General features: G+C 50.7%; 38 protein-coding genes and 1 pseudogene. 5 read left to right on the forward strand and 34 right to left on the reverse strand.

Going from position 1 to position 21,144, the window contains the following annotated elements; all coding sequences use genetic code 11:
* The first annotated feature begins 130 nt into the window (after window positions 1–130).
* The 4 genes from fmt (at window position 131) to mscL (ending at window position 4,372) form a co-directional block, all read left to right on the forward strand.
* Window positions 131–1,078, forward strand: a complete 948-nt coding sequence (gene fmt, locus ACHH0Z_RS23980) for a methionyl-tRNA formyltransferase (protein ID WP_045409687.1) — start codon at window positions 131–133, stop codon at window positions 1,076–1,078.
* Between the two features lie 52 nt (window positions 1,079–1,130).
* The gene (gene rsmB / locus ACHH0Z_RS23985) at window positions 1,131–2,417 is read left to right on the forward strand and encodes a 16S rRNA (cytosine(967)-C(5))-methyltransferase RsmB (protein WP_045409696.1); all 1,287 of its coding nucleotides are present in this window, start codon (window positions 1,131–1,133) and stop codon (window positions 2,415–2,417) included.
* A gap of 22 nt (window positions 2,418–2,439) precedes the next feature.
* Window positions 2,440–3,816 (forward strand): Trk system potassium transporter TrkA, encoded by a 1,377-nt coding sequence (gene trkA, locus ACHH0Z_RS23990; RefSeq protein WP_008503482.1) that lies wholly within the window; start codon window positions 2,440–2,442, stop codon window positions 3,814–3,816.
* A 145-nt stretch (window positions 3,817–3,961) separates the two neighbouring features.
* The gene (mscL, locus tag ACHH0Z_RS23995; RefSeq protein ID WP_008503483.1) at window positions 3,962–4,372 is read left to right on the forward strand and encodes a large-conductance mechanosensitive channel protein MscL; all 411 of its coding nucleotides are present in this window, start codon (window positions 3,962–3,964) and stop codon (window positions 4,370–4,372) included.
* On the opposite strand, the gene ACHH0Z_RS24000 is transcribed toward mscL, so the two are convergent.
* From ACHH0Z_RS24000 to rpsJ, 31 genes are all read right to left on the reverse strand, one after another.
* Window positions 4,373–4,588 carry an alternative ribosome-rescue factor A gene (locus ACHH0Z_RS24000; protein WP_023294702.1) on the reverse strand — a complete coding sequence of 72 codons (216 nt, stop codon included), beginning with the start codon at window positions 4,586–4,588 and terminating at the stop codon, window positions 4,373–4,375.
* Between the two features lie 57 nt (window positions 4,589–4,645).
* Entirely contained in the window at window positions 4,646–5,071 is a 426-nt protein-coding gene (gene zntR / locus ACHH0Z_RS24005; protein WP_021242972.1) for a Zn(2+)-responsive transcriptional regulator, read from the reverse strand.
* Window positions 5,072–5,073: 2 nt separating this feature from the next.
* A complete protein-coding gene (locus ACHH0Z_RS24010; protein WP_045409689.1) occupies window positions 5,074–5,451 on the reverse strand; it encodes a DUF1992 domain-containing protein in 378 nt (125 codons plus the stop codon).
* A gap of 107 nt (window positions 5,452–5,558) precedes the next feature.
* Window positions 5,559–5,942 carry a 50S ribosomal protein L17 gene (gene rplQ, locus ACHH0Z_RS24015; protein WP_001216368.1) on the reverse strand — a complete coding sequence of 128 codons (384 nt, stop codon included), beginning with the start codon at window positions 5,940–5,942 and terminating at the stop codon, window positions 5,559–5,561.
* 40 nt (window positions 5,943–5,982) lie between these two features.
* Complete coding sequence (locus ACHH0Z_RS24020) at window positions 5,983–6,972, reverse strand: DNA-directed RNA polymerase subunit alpha (protein WP_002919219.1); 990 nt, start codon at window positions 6,970–6,972, stop codon at window positions 5,983–5,985.
* A gap of 25 nt (window positions 6,973–6,997) precedes the next feature.
* Window positions 6,998–7,618 (reverse strand): 30S ribosomal protein S4, encoded by a 621-nt coding sequence (gene rpsD / locus ACHH0Z_RS24025; protein ID WP_004868345.1) that lies wholly within the window; start codon window positions 7,616–7,618, stop codon window positions 6,998–7,000.
* A 32-nt stretch (window positions 7,619–7,650) separates the two neighbouring features.
* Entirely contained in the window at window positions 7,651–8,040 is a 390-nt protein-coding gene (rpsK, locus tag ACHH0Z_RS24030; RefSeq protein WP_003863312.1) for a 30S ribosomal protein S11, read from the reverse strand.
* A gap of 16 nt (window positions 8,041–8,056) precedes the next feature.
* Window positions 8,057–8,413 (reverse strand): 30S ribosomal protein S13, encoded by a 357-nt coding sequence (gene rpsM / locus ACHH0Z_RS24035; RefSeq protein ID WP_008503488.1) that lies wholly within the window; start codon window positions 8,411–8,413, stop codon window positions 8,057–8,059.
* A gap of 146 nt (window positions 8,414–8,559) precedes the next feature.
* Window positions 8,560–8,676, reverse strand: coding sequence for a 50S ribosomal protein L36 (gene rpmJ, locus ACHH0Z_RS24040; protein WP_000868187.1), 117 nt, complete (start codon window positions 8,674–8,676; stop codon window positions 8,560–8,562).
* Window positions 8,677–8,707: 31 nt separating this feature from the next.
* Window positions 8,708–10,039, reverse strand: a complete 1,332-nt coding sequence (secY, locus tag ACHH0Z_RS24045; RefSeq protein WP_003863305.1) for a preprotein translocase subunit SecY — start codon at window positions 10,037–10,039, stop codon at window positions 8,708–8,710.
* A 7-nt stretch (window positions 10,040–10,046) separates the two neighbouring features.
* Entirely contained in the window at window positions 10,047–10,481 is a 435-nt protein-coding gene (gene rplO / locus ACHH0Z_RS24050; RefSeq protein WP_003863304.1) for a 50S ribosomal protein L15, read from the reverse strand.
* A gap of 3 nt (window positions 10,482–10,484) precedes the next feature.
* Window positions 10,485–10,664 carry a 50S ribosomal protein L30 gene (gene rpmD, locus ACHH0Z_RS24055; RefSeq protein WP_003863301.1) on the reverse strand — a complete coding sequence of 60 codons (180 nt, stop codon included), beginning with the start codon at window positions 10,662–10,664 and terminating at the stop codon, window positions 10,485–10,487.
* Between the two features lie 6 nt (window positions 10,665–10,670).
* Window positions 10,671–11,171, reverse strand: coding sequence for a 30S ribosomal protein S5 (gene rpsE / locus ACHH0Z_RS24060; protein WP_003863299.1), 501 nt, complete (start codon window positions 11,169–11,171; stop codon window positions 10,671–10,673).
* Window positions 11,172–11,185: 14 nt separating this feature from the next.
* Window positions 11,186–11,539: a 50S ribosomal protein L18 gene (gene rplR / locus ACHH0Z_RS24065; RefSeq protein ID WP_003863297.1), complete on the reverse strand. Its 354-nt coding sequence runs from the start codon at window positions 11,537–11,539 to the stop codon at window positions 11,186–11,188.
* Window positions 11,540–11,548: 9 nt separating this feature from the next.
* The gene (rplF, locus tag ACHH0Z_RS24070) at window positions 11,549–12,082 is read right to left on the reverse strand and encodes a 50S ribosomal protein L6 (RefSeq protein ID WP_003863296.1); all 534 of its coding nucleotides are present in this window, start codon (window positions 12,080–12,082) and stop codon (window positions 11,549–11,551) included.
* A 12-nt stretch (window positions 12,083–12,094) separates the two neighbouring features.
* Complete coding sequence (gene rpsH / locus ACHH0Z_RS24075) at window positions 12,095–12,487, reverse strand: 30S ribosomal protein S8 (RefSeq protein ID WP_006178918.1); 393 nt, start codon at window positions 12,485–12,487, stop codon at window positions 12,095–12,097.
* Between the two features lie 30 nt (window positions 12,488–12,517).
* Entirely contained in the window at window positions 12,518–12,823 is a 306-nt protein-coding gene (rpsN, locus tag ACHH0Z_RS24080; protein WP_003863291.1) for a 30S ribosomal protein S14, read from the reverse strand.
* A 14-nt stretch (window positions 12,824–12,837) separates the two neighbouring features.
* Entirely contained in the window at window positions 12,838–13,377 is a 540-nt protein-coding gene (rplE, locus tag ACHH0Z_RS24085; protein ID WP_001096202.1) for a 50S ribosomal protein L5, read from the reverse strand.
* A gap of 14 nt (window positions 13,378–13,391) precedes the next feature.
* Window positions 13,392–13,706, reverse strand: a complete 315-nt coding sequence (gene rplX / locus ACHH0Z_RS24090; RefSeq protein WP_003863287.1) for a 50S ribosomal protein L24 — start codon at window positions 13,704–13,706, stop codon at window positions 13,392–13,394.
* Window positions 13,707–13,716: 10 nt separating this feature from the next.
* Window positions 13,717–14,088 carry a 50S ribosomal protein L14 gene (gene rplN, locus ACHH0Z_RS24095; protein ID WP_002919748.1) on the reverse strand — a complete coding sequence of 124 codons (372 nt, stop codon included), beginning with the start codon at window positions 14,086–14,088 and terminating at the stop codon, window positions 13,717–13,719.
* A gap of 166 nt (window positions 14,089–14,254) precedes the next feature.
* Complete coding sequence (gene rpsQ, locus ACHH0Z_RS24100) at window positions 14,255–14,509, reverse strand: 30S ribosomal protein S17 (RefSeq protein ID WP_008503489.1); 255 nt, start codon at window positions 14,507–14,509, stop codon at window positions 14,255–14,257.
* Window positions 14,509–14,700: a 50S ribosomal protein L29 gene (gene rpmC, locus ACHH0Z_RS24105; RefSeq protein ID WP_003863282.1), complete on the reverse strand. Its 192-nt coding sequence runs from the start codon at window positions 14,698–14,700 to the stop codon at window positions 14,509–14,511. Before rpmC ends, rpsQ begins: the two co-directional genes overlap by 1 nt.
* Window positions 14,700–15,110, reverse strand: a complete 411-nt coding sequence (gene rplP / locus ACHH0Z_RS24110) for a 50S ribosomal protein L16 (protein ID WP_002919759.1) — start codon at window positions 15,108–15,110, stop codon at window positions 14,700–14,702. The genes rpmC and rplP overlap by 1 nt, the downstream gene beginning before the upstream one ends.
* Window positions 15,111–15,122: 12 nt before the next feature.
* Window positions 15,123–15,824: a 30S ribosomal protein S3 gene (gene rpsC, locus ACHH0Z_RS24115; RefSeq protein WP_000529945.1), complete on the reverse strand. Its 702-nt coding sequence runs from the start codon at window positions 15,822–15,824 to the stop codon at window positions 15,123–15,125.
* Window positions 15,825–15,841: 17 nt separating this feature from the next.
* Window positions 15,842–16,174, reverse strand: a complete 333-nt coding sequence (rplV, locus tag ACHH0Z_RS24120) for a 50S ribosomal protein L22 (RefSeq protein WP_002919773.1) — start codon at window positions 16,172–16,174, stop codon at window positions 15,842–15,844.
* A 14-nt stretch (window positions 16,175–16,188) separates the two neighbouring features.
* Window positions 16,189–16,467 carry a 30S ribosomal protein S19 gene (gene rpsS / locus ACHH0Z_RS24125; protein ID WP_001138117.1) on the reverse strand — a complete coding sequence of 93 codons (279 nt, stop codon included), beginning with the start codon at window positions 16,465–16,467 and terminating at the stop codon, window positions 16,189–16,191.
* Between the two features lie 16 nt (window positions 16,468–16,483).
* Window positions 16,484–17,305, reverse strand: coding sequence for a 50S ribosomal protein L2 (rplB, locus tag ACHH0Z_RS24130; RefSeq protein ID WP_008457150.1), 822 nt, complete (start codon window positions 17,303–17,305; stop codon window positions 16,484–16,486).
* Between the two features lie 17 nt (window positions 17,306–17,322).
* Complete coding sequence (gene rplW, locus ACHH0Z_RS24135) at window positions 17,323–17,625, reverse strand: 50S ribosomal protein L23 (protein WP_000617546.1); 303 nt, start codon at window positions 17,623–17,625, stop codon at window positions 17,323–17,325.
* Complete coding sequence (rplD, locus tag ACHH0Z_RS24140) at window positions 17,622–18,227, reverse strand: 50S ribosomal protein L4 (RefSeq protein ID WP_000424395.1); 606 nt, start codon at window positions 18,225–18,227, stop codon at window positions 17,622–17,624. The genes rplW and rplD overlap by 4 nt, the downstream gene beginning before the upstream one ends.
* Window positions 18,228–18,237: 10 nt before the next feature.
* The gene (gene rplC, locus ACHH0Z_RS24145) at window positions 18,238–18,867 is read right to left on the reverse strand and encodes a 50S ribosomal protein L3 (protein ID WP_003863274.1); all 630 of its coding nucleotides are present in this window, start codon (window positions 18,865–18,867) and stop codon (window positions 18,238–18,240) included.
* Between the two features lie 32 nt (window positions 18,868–18,899).
* Complete coding sequence (gene rpsJ / locus ACHH0Z_RS24150) at window positions 18,900–19,211, reverse strand: 30S ribosomal protein S10 (protein ID WP_001181005.1); 312 nt, start codon at window positions 19,209–19,211, stop codon at window positions 18,900–18,902.
* 380 nt (window positions 19,212–19,591) lie between these two features.
* On the opposite strand from rpsJ, the gene ACHH0Z_RS24155 reads away from it, so the two are divergent.
* Entirely contained in the window at window positions 19,592–20,065 is a 474-nt protein-coding gene (locus ACHH0Z_RS24155; protein ID WP_045409693.1) for an A24 family peptidase, read from the forward strand.
* On the opposite strand, the gene bfr is transcribed toward ACHH0Z_RS24155, so the two are convergent.
* The 3 genes and pseudogenes from bfr to tuf form a co-directional block, all read right to left on the reverse strand.
* A complete protein-coding gene (gene bfr, locus ACHH0Z_RS24160) occupies window positions 20,049–20,525 on the reverse strand; it encodes a bacterioferritin (protein WP_008503492.1) in 477 nt (158 codons plus the stop codon). The two genes, ACHH0Z_RS24155 and bfr, sit on opposite strands and share 17 nt — an antisense overlap.
* Window positions 20,526–20,597: 72 nt before the next feature.
* Window positions 20,598–20,792, reverse strand: a complete 195-nt coding sequence (gene bfd / locus ACHH0Z_RS24165; RefSeq protein ID WP_008503493.1) for a bacterioferritin-associated ferredoxin — start codon at window positions 20,790–20,792, stop codon at window positions 20,598–20,600.
* A gap of 179 nt (window positions 20,793–20,971) precedes the next feature.
* Window positions 20,972–21,144, reverse strand: a pseudogene (gene tuf, locus ACHH0Z_RS24170) (elongation factor Tu); the annotation flags it as partial.

Below are 21,144 nucleotides of genomic sequence, written 5' to 3' on the forward strand. Positions count from 1 at the left end.
TCGAACATTACAACGAATGGCATCCGCATAGTGCACTGGGGTATCGTTCGCCACGGGAATATCTGCGGCGGCGAACCAGTAATGGGTTAAGTGATAAAAAGTGTATGGAAATATAGGGGCCAATCCAATCGTGTCTAAATCACTACGTATTATCTTCGCGGGAACCCCTGATTTTGCAGCGCGTCATCTTGACGCGCTGTTATCGTCTGGTCACCAGATTGTTGGCGTCTTTACCCAACCGGACCGTCCTGCTGGTCGCGGCAAAAAACTGATGCCGAGCCCGGTCAAGGTGCTGGCAGAAGAGCATGGGCTTCCTGTTTTCCAGCCCGCATCGCTGCGCCCGCAGGAAAATCAGCAGCTGGTTGCTGACCTGAATGCCGACGTAATGGTGGTGGTGGCTTACGGTTTAATTTTGCCAAAAGCCGTGCTCGATATGCCGCGTCTGGGTTGCATCAACGTGCATGGGTCTCTGCTCCCGCGCTGGCGTGGTGCTGCACCTATCCAGCGCGCGCTGTGGGCAGGTGATGCCGAAACGGGCGTGACCATCATGAAGATGGACGTAGGTTTAGACACCGGCGACATGCTCTATAAACTGGCCTGCCCCATTACGTCAGACGATACCAGCGCCACGCTGTATGACAAACTGGCAGACCTTGGCCCACAAGGGCTCATCGAGACGCTTCAGCAGCTTGCTGACAATACGGTAAAACCAGAAGTTCAGGACGACGCGCTGGTAACCTACGCCGAAAAGCTGTGCAAAGAAGAAGCGCGGATCGACTGGTCCCTGTCAGCCGCTCAGCTTGAACGTTGCATTCGCGCTTTTAATCCGTGGCCGATGAGCTGGTTGGTAATTGATGGGCAGCCAGTAAAAGTCTGGAAAGCCTCCGTCATTAGCGGTGCGACTACGGTGGAACCCGGTACGATTATTGATGCCAGCAAGAACGGCATCCAGGTGGCGACTGCGCAAGGGATTTTGAATCTTGAATCGCTCCAACCGGCCGGTAAGAAAGCCATGAGTGCTCAGGATCTACTAAATTCCCGTCGCGAATGGTTTATCCCTGGCAATCGCCTTGCCTGAGCAAATTTATTCTTAAGGCCCGGTGTTTCCGGGCATTTTTATTTTTACGGTTATGAAAAAACAAAATCTACGCAGCATGGCGGCCCAGGCCGTCGAGCAGGTTATCGAGCAGGGCCAGTCACTGAGCAACGTCCTGCCTCCTCTGCAGCAAAAAGTCTCTGATAAAGATAAAGCCCTGCTTCAGGAGCTCTGCTTTGGCGTCCTGCGCACACTCTCTCAGCTTGAGTGGTTGATTAACAAGCTGATGTCCCGCCCAATGACGGGCAAGCAGCGCACCGTACATTATTTAATTATGGTGGGTTTTTATCAGCTTCTTCATACCCGCATCCCACCTCATGCCGCGCTGGCAGAGACGGTGGAAGGTGCCGTTGCGATTAAACGTCCTCAGCTGAAAGGGCTGATCAACGGCGTATTGCGTCAGTTCCAGCGACAGCAGGATGAGCTTCTGGCTGAATTTGCCCAAAACGAAGCGCGCTTCCTGCATCCGGACTGGCTGTTGAAGCGCCTGAAAAAAGCTTATCCGCAGCAGTGGCAGGACATTGCCGATGCCAACAACCAGCGTCCGCCAATGTGGTTACGCGTGAATCGTAATCACCACACCCGTGACGCATGGCTGGCATTACTCGAAGACGCTGGAATGAGCGGCTTTACCCATGACGCATACCCTGATGCCGTGCGCTTAGCATCGCCTGCACCGGTACATGCATTACCCGGCTTTGAAGAGGGTTGGGTAACGGTACAGGATGCTTCTGCTCAGGGTTGCATGACCTGGCTTGAACCCCAAAACGGTGAGCAGATCCTCGATCTCTGCGCCGCACCAGGGGGCAAAACGACGCATATTCTTGAAGTGGCTCCGCAGGCCAGCGTGATGGCAGTGGACGTTGATGAGCAGCGTCTTTCACGCGTCTACGACAACCTCAAGCGCCTGGGCATGAAGGCACAGGTTAAGCAAGGCGATGGACGCAAACCCGCAGAATGGTGTGGCGAAACACAATTCGATCGCATTTTGCTGGATGCCCCCTGCTCTGCAACCGGCGTGATTCGTCGTCATCCGGATATCAAGTGGCTGCGTCGCGATCGTGACATTAACGAACTTGCCCAGCTGCAATCCGACATCCTCGACGCCATCTGGCCGCATCTCAAACCCGGCGGCACGCTGGTCTATGCAACCTGTTCAGTACTGCCGGAAGAAAACAGTCAGCAAATCGCGGCCTTCCTTAAACGAACCCCGGACGCGGCGCTGCACGATACGGGAACGCCTGAATGCCCGGGTCAGCAGAATCTGCCGGGTGCAGAAGAGGGTGATGGCTTCTTTTACGCTAAGCTAATCAAAGAGTGATGTTGAGAACAGGTCACGAGAGATGAAGATTATCATTCTGGGCGCAGGACAGGTTGGTGGAACGCTGGCGGAAAATCTGGTTGGCGAAAACAACGATATCACCATAGTGGATACAAATGGCGATCGCCTGCGTGTTTTACAGGACAAATTTGACCTGCGCGTTGTGCAGGGTCATGGTTCGCACCCCCGCGTCCTTCGTGAGGCGGGCGCTGACGATGCCGACATGCTGGTTGCGGTGACCAGTTCTGACGAAACCAATATGGTGGCCTGTCAGGTGGCCTACTCGCTTTTTAACACGCCAAACCGAATCGCGCGCATCCGCTCTCCGGACTATGTCCGCGATGCTGAGAAACTGTTTAATTCAGAAGCAGTTCCTATTGACCATCTTATCGCGCCAGAACAGCTGGTGATCGACAATATCTATCGTCTGATCGAATATCCGGGCGCCCTGCAGGTGGTGAACTTTGCCGAAGGTAAAGTGAGCCTGGCCGTCGTTAAGGCCTATTACGGCGGCCCGTTGATTGGCAACGCGTTGTCCACCATGCGCGAGCATATGCCGCATATTGATACGCGCGTCGCGGCTATTTTCCGCCACGACAGACCTATCCGCCCGCAGGGCTCTACGATTGTCGAAGCCGGGGACGAAGTCTTCTTTATTGCGGCTTCACAGCATATTCGTGCGGTGATGAGTGAACTCCAGCGTCTCGAAAAACCCTATAAACGCATTATGCTGGTCGGCGGCGGCAATATTGGTGCCGGTCTGGCACACCGGCTGGAAAAAGATTACAGCGTAAAATTGATCGAACGCGATCAGCAGCGAGCAGCTGAACTGGCGGAAAAACTGCAAAATACGATCGTATTTTATGGCGATGCATCAGATCAGGAGTTGCTGGCTGAAGAGCATATTGATCAAGTTGATCTTTTTATTGCCGTCACCAACGACGACGAGGCGAATATAATGTCCGCCATGCTCGCGAAACGTATGGGGGCAAAGAAGGTCATGGTGCTTATCCAGCGCAAGGCCTATGTTGATCTGGTTCAGGGCAGCGTCATTGATATTGCCATTTCGCCGCAGCAGGCGACAATTTCCGCGTTACTGAGCCATGTGCGTAAAGCGGATATTGTTGGTGTGTCATCGCTTCGTCGCGGGGTAGCGGAAGCCATTGAAGCCGTAGCGCACGGAGATGAAACCACATCACGCGTCGTGGGCCGTTCGATAGACGAAATTAAGCTGCCACCGGGCACCATTATTGGTGCTGTCGTGCGCGGGAATGATGTCATGATTGCCAATGATAATTTGCGCATTGAGCAAGGCGATCACGTTATTATGTTCCTTACCGATAAAAAGTTTATTACCGACGTCGAACGTTTATTCCAGCCAAGCCCATTCTTCCTTTAATGTGTCGGGTGCTCTCAATGGGTACCCGCTCTTTATCCATCTCATTTCTGTGCCTTTTATTTTGCATAACGTTTAATTATCACGAATGGCAATTAGCTAATCATTTGTTAAACTTATAGTCGTCAGCTGGCACAAGGAGAACAAAATGAGTTTTATTAAAGAATTTCGCGAATTTGCGATGCGCGGAAACGTGGTGGATTTGGCAGTGGGTGTCATTATTGGTGCAGCATTCGGCAAGATTGTTTCATCATTAGTAGCCGACATTATCATGCCACCTTTAGGGTTGCTGATCGGGGGCATTGATTTCAAACAGTTCGCTTTCACGCTGCGTGAAGCACAAGGCGATGTGCCGGCAGTCGTGATGCACTACGGTGTATTTATTCAGAACGTATTTGATTTCGTGATTGTGGCGTTTGCCATTTTTATGGCTATCAAGCTGATCAATAAACTCAACCGTAAAAAAGAAGAGCCGGCAGCAGCGCCTGCACCGACAAAAGAAGAAGTGCTGCTGAGTGAGATTCGCGATCTGTTAAAAGAGCAGAACAAGCGCGTTTAATCAGAAGCTTAAAGCAGGAAGGCCAGTGGTAAATAAGCGATTCGCTTGTTTGCCACTGGCCTCCCAGTTACCCCGTTTTGCATGCTTGTCTTTACGCAGATAACTTCCTTTCCCTTTTTTATTCTTCTCAACGCGCTGTCTGAATAGCGGGTCATGAAGTAGTGCCTCAATGGCATTGTCTTTAATCTGTCCTTTCGTGTGCTGATAGCGGCTCATAAATTCTCCTGAGCATGGTTTATGTCGACGGGAGTCTAGACCCGGTTGGACTAAAAATCAACAGTCCTCGGTTTCCCCACTGGCCCCCTGTTCAAGGGCTTCCAGAATAGAACAATAAATACTGCTGTGGGCCGTGCCACAACAAGCATCATTCAGCCTTTGCAGAGAGCGCTGCATGGTTTGCAATTCCTGAATGCGTGCTTCAACTTCATCCAACCGGGCCTGCACAATGCTTTTCGACTCCTGACAGGTGTGATGTGCCGGATCGATGCGGATCGATAATAACTCGCGGATCGAATCTAATGTGAAACCAAGCTGACGCGCATAACGAATAAACCGCAGGCGCTGCAGATCGTTATCGGTATAAAGTCGAAAACCACCTTCAGTACGAACTTCATGATCGATCATCTGCTGCTTTTCGTAATATCGGATGGTATCCGGTGTGACGTTCGCGAGCTTCGCAAGTTCACCGATACGGTACATAACTACTCCTCGTTTATTTTCCGCAACAAGCGTTCACCGTATTCACCGTATTCACCGTGCAGAAAATCAGTGTTCATTCCTGCCTGACGCAGTTTAAGTTCAAGCACGGCGAGACGGCGGCTAAGTTCAGAATGTCGCGGATCGTCCTGACGGATCCCTTTTAGCAGATCGACAAGTTCAACAGCCTCTCTGCGCTGTTCGAGCTCAGGAGGGAGACAGCCTGCATTCTTTAGTAAACGGTATCCCGCGCGTAATTCAGGCGCAATATGCGAGTCATCGTCAAGCATAAGGGGTTCACCGCGTCCCGGAAGATCGTCGAATTCACCTTTTTTTTGGGCATCACGAATATGGCGTTCTGCCCACTGGTCAAGCAGCCACATTACCCGCTCCAGAGGATGAACAGAATTGATACAGATATTGTAGAGAAGTGGGGTTATCGCGGATATAAAAAAACCCGCCGGAGCGGGTTTTTTTACGTTACTGCAGATTACTCTGCAGCAGCTTCTGCTTTCTCTGAACGATCAACCAGCTCGATGTAAGCCATCGGCGCGTTGTCGCCTGCACGGAAGCCACACTTCAGAATGCGAGTGTAACCACCGGCACGGCTCGCGAAACGCGGGCCCAGTTCGTTAAACAGTTTTGCCACGATCTCGTTATCACGAGTACGGGCGAATGCCAGACGACGATTAGCAACGCTGTCAGTCTTGGCAAGAGTAATCAGCGGCTCAACTACGCGACGCAGCTCTTTCGCTTTAGGCAGGGTCGTCTTGATGATCTCATGACGAACCAGTGAACCTGCCATGTTGCGGAACATAGCCTGGCGATGGCTGCTGTTGCGGTTCAGTTGACGACCACTCTTACGATGGCGCATGACCTTATCCTTCTCAGTAAAACCTTAACCTGTGATCCGGTTACTCGTCAGCAATGCTTGCCGGTGGCCAGTTTTCCAGGCGCATGCCCAGAGACAGACCACGTGAAGCCAGCACGTCTTTAATCTCGGTAAGAGATTTTTTACCCAGGTTCGGCGTTTTCAGCAACTCAACCTCGGTACGCTGTACCAGATCACCGATATAGTGGATAGCTTCTGCCTTGAGGCAGTTAGCAGAGCGGACAGTCAATTCGAGATCGTCAACAGGGCGCAGCAGGATCGGATCGAATTCTGGTTTCTCTTCTTTCACTTCCGGCTGACGAACATCACGTAAGTCAACGAAAGCTTCCAGTTGTTCTGCCAGGATGGTTGCCGCACGACGAATCGCCTCTTCAGGATCGATTGTGCCGTTGGTTTCCATTTCGATGACCAGCTTGTCCAGGTCGGTACGCTGTTCTACACGCGCTGCTTCAACATTGTAGGCAATACGCTCTACAGGGCTGTAGCATGCGTCGACCAGCAGACGGCCGATTGGGCGCTCATCTTCTTCCGAATGAATTCGGGCAGAAGCCGGCACATAACCACGACCGCGCTGAACTTTGATACGCATGCTAATAGCTGCGTTCTCATCGGTCAGGTGGCAGATCACGTGCTGCGGCTTGACGATTTCAACATCACCGTCGTGGGTGATGTCGGCTGCAGTCACAGGGCCAATGCCAGATTTATTCAGAGTAAGAATAACTTCATCTTTACCCTGAACTCTCACCGCCAGCCCTTTCAGGTTGAGCAGGATTTCAAGGATATCTTCCTGAACGCCTTCTTTGGTGCTGTACTCATGAAGTACACCATCAATCTCAACCTCGGTCACCGCGCAACCCGGCATCGATGAGAGCAGAATACGGCGCAGTGCGTTACCCAGAGTATGGCCAAAGCCACGCTCTAAAGGCTCAAGGGTCACCTTGGCGTGCGTCGAACTCACTTGCTCGATATCTACCAGGCGCGGTTTTAGAAACTCTGTCACAGAACCCTGCATTGTGTCCTCTCTTTGGTACTAAGCTTTACTTGGAGTAAAGCTCGACGATCAGGTGTTCGTTAATGTCCGCAGACAGATCAGAACGTTCTGGCTGACGCTTGAACGTACCTTCCATCTTGCCAGCATCAACTTCCAGCCAGGTTGGCTTTTCACGCTGCTCAGCCAGCTCCAGAGCGGCCTTCACGCGAGATTGCTTTTTCGCTTTCTCACGAATGCTAACAACGTCATTCGCTTTAACCTGATAAGAAGCGATGTTAACAACACGACCGTTTACCATGATTGCTTTGTGGCTAACCAGCTGACGTGATTCAGCACGAGTAGCGCCGAAGCCCATACGGTATACAACGTTGTCCAGACGACCTTCCAGCAGAGCCAGCAGGTTTTCACCTGTGTTGCCTTTCAGACGTGCTGCTTCTTTATAGTAGTTACGGAACTGACGCTCCAGCACACCGTACATACGGCGAACTTTTTGCTTTTCACGCAACTGCACACCATAGTCAGACAGACGCGGTTTACGCGCACCGTGCTGGCCAGGAGCTTGTTCAATTTTACACTTGGTATCGATCGCGCGAACGCCAGACTTAAGGAATAAGTCGGTGCCCTCACGACGGCTCAGCTTGAGCTTAGGACCCAAATATCTTGCCATTTTCTATCTCCAACTAACCTAAAAAACGAGCGTTATACGCGACGTTTTTTCGGCGGACGACAACCGTTATGAGGGATCGGAGTCACATCAGTAATATTAGTGATGCGGAAACCAGCGGCGTTCAGAGCGCGAACAGTAGATTCACGACCCGGACCCGGACCTTTAACCATAACTTCCAGATTCTTGATGCCGTATTCTTTTACGGCTTCTGCGCAACGCTCTGCTGCAACCTGAGCTGCGAACGGAGTGGATTTGCGAGAACCACGGAAACCGGAACCACCGGCTGTTGCCCAACCCAATGCGTTACCCTGACGATCAGTAATAGTAACGATGGTGTTGTTGAAAGAAGCATGGATATGAGCCACGCCGTCAGAGACTTGTTTTCTTACACGTTTACGTGCACGAACTGGTGCCTTTGCCATTATTCAATCACCCCGATTATTTCTTGATCGGTTTGCGCGGACCCTTACGGGTACGTGCGTTGGTCTTAGTACGCTGACCGCGCACTGGCAGACCACGACGATGACGCAAACCGCGATAGCAACCAAGATCCATCAGGCGCTTGATGCTCATGCTGATTTCACGGCGCAGATCACCTTCAACGACAAATTTGGCAACTTCGTCACGCAGCGTGTCGATTTGTTCTTCAGACAGCTCACTGATCTTAACATCTTCAGCGATACCCGCTGCAGCCAGAATGGCTTTAGAACGGGTCTTGCCGATGCCGTAGATCGAAGTTAATGCGATCACAGCATGTTTCTGATCAGGAATGTTAATGCCTGCTATACGGGCCACTATGCACTCCTACTATTTAATATGTACGCACCATGCTGAAAAGCCCGTTTTCAGGATACTCAAATGGAAACGTACAGACATACAAAAGATTGGCTGGCTAATCTAGCCAGCTCAACCCAACTTTGCAAGAAAAATATGCGAAATAATCAGCCTTGGCGCTGTTTATGCTTCGGCTCGGCACTGCAAATCACACGGATGACACCATCACGCTTAACGATTTTGCAGTTACGGCATAATTTCTTGACGGAAGCACGAACTTTCATTTTTACTCTCCGTAACTTCTCAGGCGACCAATTAGCGGCCGTAGCCTTTCAGGTTCGCCTTCTTCAATGCAGACTCATACTGACTGGACATCATCAGAGTTTGCACTTGAGCCATAAAGTCCATAATCACGACAACAACGATAAGCAGTGAGGTCCCACCGAAGTAGAACGGTACTTTCATTGCATCACGCATGAACTCCGGGATCAGGCAGATAAAAGTAATATAGAGCGCACCAACCAAAGTCAGGCGGGTCATTACTTTATCGATATACTTCGCCGTTTGCTCTCCCGGACGAATTCCTGGTACAAATGCACCGGACTTCTTCAGGTTATCTGCTGTTTCACGCGGGTTGAAGACCAACGCCGTGTAGAAGAAACAGAAGAAGATGATCGCAGACGCATAGAGTAACACATAAAGTGGTTGCCCAGGCTGCAAATACAGCGAAATTGTTGTCAGCCAGTTCCAACCAGTACCGCCCCCGAACCATGACGCGATGGTTGCCGGGAACAGAATAATACTGGAAGCGAAGATAGCCGGGATAACCCCCGCCATGTTCACTTTCAGCGGTAAATGTGTGCTCTGTGCAGCATAGACACGACGACCTTGCTGACGCTTAGCGTAGTTCACCACAATGCGGCGTTGACCACGTTCAACGAAGACAACAAAGAACGTCACTGCAAATACTAATACTGCAACCAACAGCAACAGGAGGAAGTGCAGGTCGCCTTGACGCGCTTGCTCGATAGTGTGGGCGATGGCTGGCGGGAGGCCCGCAACAATACCGGCGAAGATAATGATTGAGATACCGTTACCGATACCGCGCTCAGTAATCTGTTCGCCGAGCCACATCAGGAACATTGTCCCTGTGACCAGACTTACAACAGCGGTGAAGTAGAATGCAAAGCCCGGGTTTAACACCAGGCCCTGCATACCAGGCATATTCGGAAGACCGGTAGCAATACCGATCGACTGGAATATTGCCAGCACCAGAGTACCGTAACGGGTGTACTGACTAATCTTACGACGTCCAGACTCCCCTTCTTTCTTCAACTCTGCCAGGGCCGGATGAACGACCGTCAGCAGCTGGATAATAATCGATGCCGAAATGTACGGCATAATACCCAGTGCGAAGATAGAAGCACGGCTGAGAGCACCACCAGAGAACATGTTGAACATTTCAATGATGGTGCCTCGCTGTTGCTCAAGCAGTTTGGCAAGTACAGCGGCATCGATACCAGGGATCGGAATAAAAGAGCCAATACGGAACACAATCAGCGCGCCGATAACAAACAGCAGTCTGCGTTTCAGCTCGCCAAATCCACCTTTGGCACTTTGAAAATCTAATCCCGGTTGCTTAGCCATCTGCTACTTATTCCTCAATTTTACCGCCAGCAGCTTCGATAGCAGCACGAGCACCTTTAGTAACACGCAGGCCACGAACAGTTACCGGAGTAGAAACTTCACCAGCCAGGATCACTTTCGCGAACTCGATCTGGATACCGATAATGTTTGCTGCTTTCAGCGTGTTCAGGTCTACAACGCCGCCTTCAACTTTCGCCAGGTCAGACAGACGGATTTCCGCTGTGATCGCTGCTTTGCGAGAGGTGAAGCCGAACTTCGGCAGACGACGGTACAGTGGCATCTGGCCACCCTCGAAACCGCGACGTACGCCACCGCCAGAACGAGAGTTCTGACCTTTGTGACCACGACCACCGGTTTTGCCGAGGCCAGAACCGATACCACGACCCAGGCGTTTACCCGCCTTTTTAGAGCCTTCGGCCGGAGACAGAGTATTTAAACGCATCTCTTACTCCTCAACTTTAACCATGAAGTAAACCGCGTTGACCATACCACGAACAGCAGGAGTATCCTCGCGCTCAACGGTATGACCAATACGACGCAGACCCAGGCCAAGCAGCGTTGCCTTGTGTTTCGGCAGACGACCGATTGCACTGCGGGTTTGAGTGATTTTAATAGTCTTTGCCATGGTCAATTACCCCAGAATTTCTTCAACGGATTTACCACGCTTGGCAGCGACCATTTCTGGAGAATTCATATTTTCCAGGCCATCAATAGTTGCACGAACCACGTTGATCGGGTTGGTGGAACCATATGCTTTAGCCAGAACGTTATGAACCCCAGCAACTTCCAGAACGGCGCGCATTGCACCACCGGCGATGATACCGGTACCTTCTGAAGCTGGCTGCATGAATACACGAGAACCCGTGTGAACACCTTTAACTGGGTGCTGCAGGGTGCCGTTGTTCAGCGCGACGTTAATCATGTTGCGACGGGCTTTTTCCATCGCTTTCTGGATCGCTGCTGGAACTTCACGCGCTTTACCGTAACCAAAACCAACGCGACCGTTACCATCGCCTACTACAGTCAGAGCTGTGAAGGAGAAAATACGACCACCTTTAACGGTTTTAGATACGCGGTTTACCGCGATCAGCTTTTCCTGCAGTTCGCCAGCCTGTTTTTCGATGTGAGCCATCTTACACCTCTACCTTAGAACTGAAGGCCAGCTTCACGGGCAGCATCTGCCAGTGCCTGGACACGACCATGATATTGGAACCCGGAACGGTCAAAGGAAACATTGCTGATGCCTTTTTCCAGAGCGCGTTCAGCAACAGCTTTACCTACAGCTGCAGCGGCGTCTTTGTTACCGGTGTACTTCAATTGTTCTGAGATAGCTTTTTCTACAGTAGAAGCAGCTACCAGAACTTCAGAACCGTTCGGTGCAATTACCTGAGCGTAAATATGACGCGGGGTACGATGTACCACCAGGCGAGTTGCACCCAGCTCTTTGAGCTTGCGGCGTGCGCGGGTCGCACGACGGATACGAGCAGATTTCTTATCCATAGTGTTACCTTACTTCTTCTTAGCCTCTTTGGTACGCACGACTTCGTCGGCGTAACGAACACCCTTGCCTTTGTAAGGCTCAGGACGACGGTAGGCGCGCAGATCTGCTGCAACCTGACCGATCAGCTGTTTATCAGCGCCTTTCAGCACGATTTCAGTCTGAGTCGGGCATTCTGCAGTGATACCGGCCGGCAGCGGATGCTCAACAGGGTGTGAGAAGCCCAGAGACAGGCCTACTGCATTCCCTTTGATAGCTGCACGATAACCTACACCAACCAGCTGAAGCTTTTTAGTGAAGCCTTCGGTAACACCAACAACCATTGAGTTCAGCAGGGCACGCGCGGTACCAGCCTGAGCCCAACCATCCACGAAACCATCACGTGGACCGAAGGTCAGAGCGTTATCTGCATGTTTAACTTCAACAGCTTTGTTGAGGGTACGAGTCAGCTCGCCGTTTTTACCTTTGATCGTAATAACCTGACCGTCGATTTTTACATCAACGCCGGCAGGAATAACGACCGGTGCTTTAGCAACACGAGACATTCTTTCCTCCGATTAGGCTACGTAGCAGATAATTTCGCCACCAAGACCAGCCTGGCGCGCTGCACGATCAGTCATAACACCTTTAGAGGTAGAAACAACTGCGATACCAAGACCAGCCATAACTTTTGGCAGCTCATCTTTTTTCTTATAGATGCGCAGGCCTGGGCGGCTGACACGCTGAATGCTTTCTACAACAGCTTTACCCTGGAAATACTTGAGAGTAAGTTCCAGTTCCGGCTTGGTGTCGCCTTCAACTTTAAAATCTTCGATAAAACCTTCTTCCTTCAGCACGTTGGCAATTGCCACTTTCAGCTTGGCGGAAGGCATGGTGACCGCAACTTTGTTCGCGGCCTGACCGTTACGGATACGGGTCAGCATATCCGCGATCGGATCTTGCATGCTCATCTGTCTTTACTCCCGTGATTCAATTGGTAATTACCAGCTAGCCTTTTTCAAGCCTGGCACTTCACCGCGCATGGCGGCTTCACGCAGTTTGATACGGCTCAACCCAAACTTGCCCACATAACCATGTGGACGACCTGTTTGACGACAGCGGTTACGCTGACGAGACGGGCTGGAATCACGCGGCAGAGACTGCAGCTTGAGAACCGCATTCCAACGATCTTCGTCGGAAGCGTTCACATCAGAAATGATCGCTTTCAGTTCAGCGCGTTTAGCGAAGAATTTATCAGCTAAAGCTACGCGCTTTACTTCGCGTGCTTTCATTGATTGCTTAGCCATTCAGTAACCCTACCTTACTTGCGGAACGGGAAGTCAAAGGCAGCCAGCAGAGCACGGCCTTCTTCGTCAGATTTCGCAGTAGTGGTAATGGTAATATCCAAACCACGCACGCGGTCGACTTTATCGTAGTCGATTTCTGGGAAGATGATCTGCTCACGGACACCCATGCTGTAGTTACCACGACCGTCGAAAGACTTAGCGGACAAGCCACGGAAGTCACGGATACGTGGAACAGCAATAGTGATCAGGCGCTCAAAGAACTCCCACATGCGTTCGCCACGCAGAGTTACTTTACAGCCGATCGGATAGCCCTGACGGATTTTGAAGCCTGCAACAGATTTGCGTGCTTTGGTGATCAGCGGTTTTTGACCGGAGATTGCTGTCAGGTCAGCTGCTGCGTTATCCAGCAGTTTCTTGTCAGCGATCGCTTCACCAACACCCATGTTCAGGGTGATCTTCTCGACCCGAGGGACTTGCATGACAGAATTGTAGTTAAACTCGGTCATGAGTTTCTTAACTACTTCGTCTTTGTAGTAATCATGCAGTTTCGCCATCGTACTACTCCAAATTACTTGATAGTTTCGCTGTTAGACTTGAAGAAACGGACTTTTTTACCGTCTTCGAATCTAAAGCCTACACGGTCAGCCTTGCCGGTAGCCGCATTGAAGATTGCAACGTTAGAAACCTGAATAGCAGCTTCTTTTTCAACGATGCCACCTGGTTGGTTCAGGGCCGGAACCGGCTTCTGATGTTTCTTAACCAGGTTGATACCTTCAACGACAAGTTTGCCGGAAGACAGAACATTTTTTACTTTACCGCGTTTACCTTTATCTTTACCGGTTAACACGATAACTTCGTCATCACGACGGATTTTCGCTGCCATGATTCGCTCCTTAGAGTACTTCTGGTGCCAGAGAGATAATTTTCATGAACTTCTCAGTACGAAGTTCACGAGTTACCGGCCCAAAGATACGCGTGCCGATAGGCTGCTCGCTGTTATTGTTTAAAATAACGCATGCATTACCATCGAAGCGAATGACAGAACCGTCAGGGCGACGAACACCCTTCTTGGTGCGCACCACTACCGCCTTCAGCACATCACCTTTTTTGACCTTACCACGTGGAATTGCTTCTTTGATGGTGATCTTGATGATGTCGCCTACGCCTGCGTAGCGACGGTGCGAGCCACCCAGAACCTTGATACACATTACGCGACGTGCACCGGAGTTGTCGGCGACGTTCAGCATAGTCTGTTCTTGGATCATTTTAGTGCTCCGCTAATGTCAACTACTACCTGAGACTCTAAAATCAGAGCCGTTAAAAAGCCCCATATCGAGGGCGCGGCATTATAACACCGCTTCTGCAATATGGGTAGAAAAAATAAACGGCTCATCGCTGAGCCGTTTATTCGTATTGAGAAGGCGTACTGTATTACAGAACCGCTTTCTCTACAACGCGAACCAGCGTCCAGGACTTAGTCTTGGACAGTGGACGGCATTCACGGATTTCAACCTTGTCGCCGATACCACATTCGTTGTTCTCGTCATGTACGTGCAGTTTGGTCGTACGCTTGATGAATTTACCGTAGATCGGGTGTTTCACAATACGTTCGATAGCTACAACAATGGATTTCTCCATTTTGTCGCTAACAACACGACCTTGCAGAGTACGGATTTTATCGGTCATTACGCACCCGCCTTCTGAGTCAGTAAAGTCTTAACGCGTGCAACATTGCGACGCACTTGCTTCAGCAGGTGAGTCTGTTGCAGCTGGCCACTTGCAGCCTGCATACGCAGGTTGAACTGCTCACGCAGCAGGTTCAGCAGCTCAGCGTTCAGCTCTTCAACGCTTTTTTCACGCAGCTCTTTTGCTTTCATTACATCACCGTCTTAGTTACAAAGGTGGTTTTGATAGGCAGTTTCGCTGCTGCCAGGCCGAAGGCTTCACGGGCCAGCTCTTCCGGAACACCGTCCATTTCATACAGGACTTTGCCCGGTTGGATCAAGGCAACCCAGTACTCCACGTTACCTTTACCTTTACCCATACGAACTTCCAGCGGCTTCTCGGTGATCGGTTTGTCCGGGAATACACGGATCCAGATCTTACCTTGACGCTTAACTGCACGGGTCATTGCACGACGTGCTGCTTCGATCTGACGTGCAGTCAGACGACCACGGCCAACAGCTTTCAGACCGAAAGTGCCGAAGCTAACATCCGTACCCTGCGCCAGACCACGGTTGCGGCCTTTGTGCACTTTACGGAATTTTGTACGCTTTGGTTGTAACATCAGCGACGCTCCTTATTTACGGCCTTTACGCTGCTGCTTTTTAGGTTGAGCAGCCGGTTTTTCCGGTTGTTCAACAGCAGCCATACCACCCAGGATCTCACCTTTGAAGATCCATACCTTAACGCCGATTACACCGTAAGTGGTGTGCGCTTCAGAGGTGTTGTAGTCGATGTCAGCACGCAGAGTGTGCAGCGGTACGCGACCTTCACGGTACCATTCGGTACGTGCGATTTCCGCGCCGCCCAGACGGCCGCTAACTTCAACTTTGATACCTTTAGCGCCCAGACGCATTGCGTTCTGTACAGCACGCTTCATAGCACGACGGAACATAACACGACGTTCCAGCTGTGAAGTGATGCTGTCAGCAACCAATTTAGCGTCCAGTTCAGGCTTACGAACTTCAGCGATATTGATCTGTGCAGGAACGCCAGCGATATCCGCTACGACCTTGCGCAGTTTTTCTACGTCTTCGCCTTTCTTACCGATAACGATGCCAGGACGAGCAGTGTGAATAGTCACACGGATGCTCTTCGCTGGACGCTCGATAACGATACGAGATACAGACGCTTTAGCCAGTTCCTTAGTCAGGTACTGACGTACTTTAAAATCGCTGTCCAGGTTGTCAGCGAATTCTTTGGTGTTCGCAAACCAGGTAGAGTTCCATGGTTTTACAATACCCAGGCGAATACCATTAGGATGTACTTTCTGACCCATTGCTAGTCTCCAGAGTCTCAGCGATCGGACACAACCACAGTAATGTGGCTGGTGCGCTTCAGGATGCGATCTGCACGACCTTTCGCACGCGGCATAATGCGCTTCATGCTTGGGCCTTCATCTACGAAAATTTTCGCGACTTTCAGATCGTCGATGTCAGCGCCATCGTTGTGTTCAGCGTTAGCAATGGCAGATTCCAGTACTTTCTTGACCAATACCGCAGCTTTCTTGTTGGTATAGGTCAGGATGTCCAGGGCCTGCGACACTTTCTTACCGCGAATCAGGTCAGCAACAAGGCGAACCTTCTGTGCAGAAGAACGAGCATGGCGATGTTGAGCTAAAGTTTCCATCTCTTCCTCCTACCTTATTTCTTCTTCGCTTTTTTATCAGCAGCGTGGCCGCGATAAGTACGAGTCGGTGCGAATTCACCCAGTTTGTGACCAACCATTTCGTCGGTAACAAAGACTGGAACGTGCTGACGACCATTATGGACAGCGATGGTCAAACCGATCATGTTAGGAAAGATCGTTGAACGACGGGACCAAGTGCGCAGGGGCTTCTTGTCTCCGCTTTCCACCGCTTTCTCTACCTTCTTCAGCAAGTGCAGGTCAATAAAAGGACCTTTCTTGAGAGAACGTGGCATGGCTTATCCTCTAAAATTATTTGCTACGGCGACGTACGATAAATTTATCAGTACGCTTGTTGCTGCGGGTCTTCTTACCTTTGGTCTGAACGCCCCACGGAGATACCGGGTGCTTACCAAAGTTACGACCTTCACCACCACCATGTGGGTGGTCGACTGGGTTCATCGCAGTACCGCGAACGGTAGGACGAACACCACGCCAGCGTGCAGCACCTGCTTTACCCAGAACGCGCAGCATATGCTCAGCATTGCCAACTTCGCCCAGAGTAGCGCGGCAGTCTGCTTCGACTTTACGCATTTCACCAGAACGCAGACGCAGGGTGACATAAGCACCATCACGCGCAACGATCTGAACGTAAGTACCCGCGGAACGCGCCAGCTGACCGCCTTTACCTGGTTTCATTTCTACGTTATGAACGGTAGAACCAACCGGGATATTGCGCATCGGCAGGGTGTTGCCTGCTTTGATTGCAGCATCAACGCCAGACTGAATCTGGTCGCCAGCTTTCAGGCCTTTAGGGGCCAGGATGTAACGGCGTTCGCCGTCTTTGTACAGAACCAGCGCGATGTTCGCGGAACGGTTCGGATCGTACTCAAGACGTTCAACAACTGCTGGGATACCGTCTTTGTTGCGTTTGAAGTCAACAATACGATAAGCCTGCTTGTGGCCACCACCGATGTGACGAGTGGTGATACGGCCATTGTTGTTACGACCACCGGATTTGCTGTTTTTTTCCAGCAACGGAGCAAAAGGTTTGCCCTTGTGCAGCTCAGGGTTAACCACTTTAACTACGTGGCGACGACCCGGAGATGTCGGTTTACATTTAACAACTGCCATTGTATTACTCCTCCGACTTACTCAGCGCCGCCAACGAAGTCCAGATTCTGGCCTTCTTTCAGGGTGACGTAAGCTTTTTTCCAGTCGCTACGACGACCGATACGCTGTCCGTGACGTTTAACTTTCCCTTTAACGACCAGGGTGTTAACGACTTCGACTTCGACTTCAAACAGTTTCTGCACAGCAGCTTTGATCTCTGCTTTGGTCGCGTCTTTAGCAACTTTGAGAACGATGGTGTTTGTTTTTTCCATCGCAGTAGACGCTTTTTCAGAAACGTGCGGTGCGCGAAGCACCTTCAGCAGACGTTCTTCACGAATCATGCCAGCATCTCCTCAACTTGCTTAACAGCATCAGCAGTCATTACGACTTTGTCGAAGGCGATCAGGCTAACCGGGTCGATACCAGTCGCATCGCGTACGTCAACCTTGTGCAGGTTACGTGCGGCCAGGAACAGGTTCTCGTCCAGCTCACCGGTGATGATCAGCACATCTTCCAGAGCCATGTCTTTCAGTTTCTGTGCCAGCAGCTTAGTTTTAGGCGCTTCAACAGAGAACTTCTCGACAACGATCAGACGATCCTGACGTACCAGTTCGGACAGGATGCTTTTCAGCGCGCCGCGGTACATCTTTTTGTTAACTTTTTGACTGTGGTCCTGTGGACGCGCAGCGAAGGTCACGCCACCTGAACGCCAGATCGGGCTCTTGATAGAACCTGAACGCGCACGGCCGGTACCTTTCTGGCGCCATGGCTTTTTGCCAGAACCAGTTACTTCAGCACGAGTCTTCTGAGCACGAGTACCCTGACGAGCACCAGCTGCATAAGCAACAACAACCTGGTGAACCAGCGCTTCGTTGAAATCACGACCGAAGGTAGTTTCGGAAACAGTCAGCGCGCTCTGCGCGTCTTTCAATACTAATTCCATTGCTATCCCCTTACGCCTTCACAGCTGGTTTAACGATCAGGTCGCTACCGGTTGCACCCGGGACCGCACCTTTAACCAGCAGCAGGTTGCGCTCAGCGTCAACACGTACTACGTCCAGGCTCTGAACGGTTACACGTTCGTTACCCAGCTGACCTGCCATTTTCTTGCCTTTGAACACTTTGCCCGGAGTCTGGTTCTGACCGATAGAACCCGGAACGCGGTGAGACAAGGAGTTACCGTGAGTAGCGTCCTGGGTACGGAAGTTCCAGCGCTTAACGGTACCAGCAAAACCTTTACCTTTAGAGGTACCGGTTACGTCAACTTTTTTAACGTCAGCAAACAGCTCAACGCTAATGTCCTGACCTACGGTGAACTCTTCGCCTTCAGCAAGGCGGAATTCCCACAGACCACGGCCAGCTTCTACGCCAGCTTTAGCGAAGTGACCCGCTTCTGGTTTGGTTACACGGTTAGCTTTTTTAGCACCAGTGGTAACCTGAATAGCGCGGTAGCCATCGTTAGCCAGATCTTTAACCTGAGTAACGCGGTTTGCTTCAACTTCGATTACGGTTACTGGGATAGAAACGCCATCTTCAGTGAAGATGCGGGTCATACCCACTTTTTTACCGACTAAACCAATCATTGTTTCAACCTCTCAATCGCTCGATGACCTGATTAACCCAGGCTGATCTGCACGTCTACACCGGCAGCCAGATCCAGACGCATCAGAGCATCAACGGTTTTCTCAGTTGGCTCAACGATGTCAACCAGACGCTTGTGAGTGCGGATTTCGTACTGATCGCGCGCGTCTTTGTTAACGTGCGGAGAGATCAGAACGGTGAAGCGCTCTTTGCGGGTCGGCAGCGGGATCGGACCACGGACTTGCGCACCAGTGCGCTTAGCAGTCTCGACGATTTCCGCGGTTGATTGATCGATCAGACGATGATCAAACGCTTTAAGGCGGATACGGATTCTTTGGTTCTGCATGAGACCAGAGCTCCAATTATTTTATAAACGAAAATGATTACTCCTCAAACCCATTACGATTGATGGGAGAGTGTAACCGTTCTTACGTAGCTCCCCAATTGGGAGCATTGTTGAGTAACAAAATGAGCTACTCTGGTTCTGATTGAACCCGCCGTCAATTACGACAAGCCCGCGCATTATACGTAAATCTGGGCAAGACGCAAGTGCCGTTTAGAAATTAAGCGCCAATGTCGCAGGGTGTGTAAGAGCGCGCAACGTTTTATGCAATGTATTCTGCGGCGATGCTTTGTTTCGAGCCGCTACGCATCTCCGTTTTTTGTGCATTGCCGGACAGGCCGATTATAACGACTATGCGCTCAAACCCGTTTGAGGCCTTTTAAATGCTGACCACCCTCCCCTTTCTGCTGATCTATCTTTTACTGACAGCCTTACTTGTAAATGCCGATATTCGCTACGGTCTACTTCCCGATAAATTTCTCTGTCCGCTGCTATGGGCAGGGCTGCTCTTTCAGCTCTGTATCCAACCTGATTTTCTGCCGAGTGCGGTGGCGGGTGCGATGGCCGGATATATTGCCTTTGCCGTTATTTACTGGGGCTATTGGTTTATCTGCCGGCGTGAAGGGATGGGATATGGCGATGTGAAGTACCTGGCGGCGCTTGGTGCATGGCATGGCTGGTGCGTACTGCCTGCGCTGGCGTTGCTCGCGGCGCTGATGGCGCTTCTTTGTATTCTTTTTTTTTCGGTAATCCGCTCTGATAAGAAAGCAATAAAAAACCCGCTGCCTTTTGGGCCATTTCTGGCAGCAGCGGGTTTATGCGTAGGGTGGAAGACGTTGGTTATTCTTCCACTTTAATCTGTGACTGAAGATAGTTTTGCAGGCCGATTTTAGCAATGAGATCCAGCTCTGTTTCCAGCCAGTCAATATGCCCTTCTTCATCGGCCAGGATCTGAATCATCATATCGCGGCTGACGTAGTCATGTACGCTGTCAGCATAGGCAATGGCTTCACGGAGATCTTTGGCACCTTCAAGTTCTAGCCTGAGGTCGGAACGCAGCATCTCTTCGACATCTTCTCCGATGCCCAGCTTGCCGAGATCCTGCAGGTTTGGAATGCCTTCAAGGAATAAAATACGCTCGATGTATTTATCAGCGTGTTTCATCTCATCGATAGATTCATGGTACTCAACGTCGTTTAAACGTTTGAGTCCCCAGTTTTTGAACATTCTCGCGTGAAGAAAGTACTGGTTGATTGCGACAAGCTCATTTCCCAATAATTTATTGAGATAACTTATGATTTTAACATCACCTTTCATTATATAGTCCCTCCGCTTCCACTCATTGAAGCGTAGATCGGGCTACAGGGATGTCAAAAAAAAGATGGGCGCTTACGCGATCTCTTTGTATTCCGGGATCTGCATCAGCTCGTCCTGCATGATCTCTCGCGCAGCACGTACGCATTTACCGCATTGATTTCCCACCGGAACAAATTTGCGAAGCTGCTGGAATGACTGGGGCTGAAACTGGCGAACGGCCTGACGTATTTTTTTGTCGCTTACACCATTACATAAACAAACGTACATAGAAACTCCCGTTCAAATTATGCACAAAGTGTAAGTGAGAATGGTTATGATTACAATAGCACAAACGCCAGAATGCGGGGCGGGAGCAGGCAAAAAATGCGAAATTTTGTGACGACGCCTGAGCGGTAGAAAACAAAAAAGGACGCCGAAGCGTCCTTTTTTAATTCAGGGATAATTAATTAGCCCAGAACTTTAGCAACAACGCCCGCGCCAACGGTACGGCCGCCTTCACGGATTGCGAAACGCAGACCGTCGTCCATCGCGATTGGGTGGATCAGCGTCACAACCATCTTGATGTTGTCGCCTGGCATTACCATCTCAACGCCTTCTGGCAGTTCGATGGTACCGGTCA

This window comes from Enterobacter cloacae complex sp. 2024EL-00227 (assembly GCF_043945315.1).
GTDB classification, from domain to species: domain Bacteria; phylum Pseudomonadota; class Gammaproteobacteria; order Enterobacterales; family Enterobacteriaceae; genus Enterobacter; species Enterobacter roggenkampii.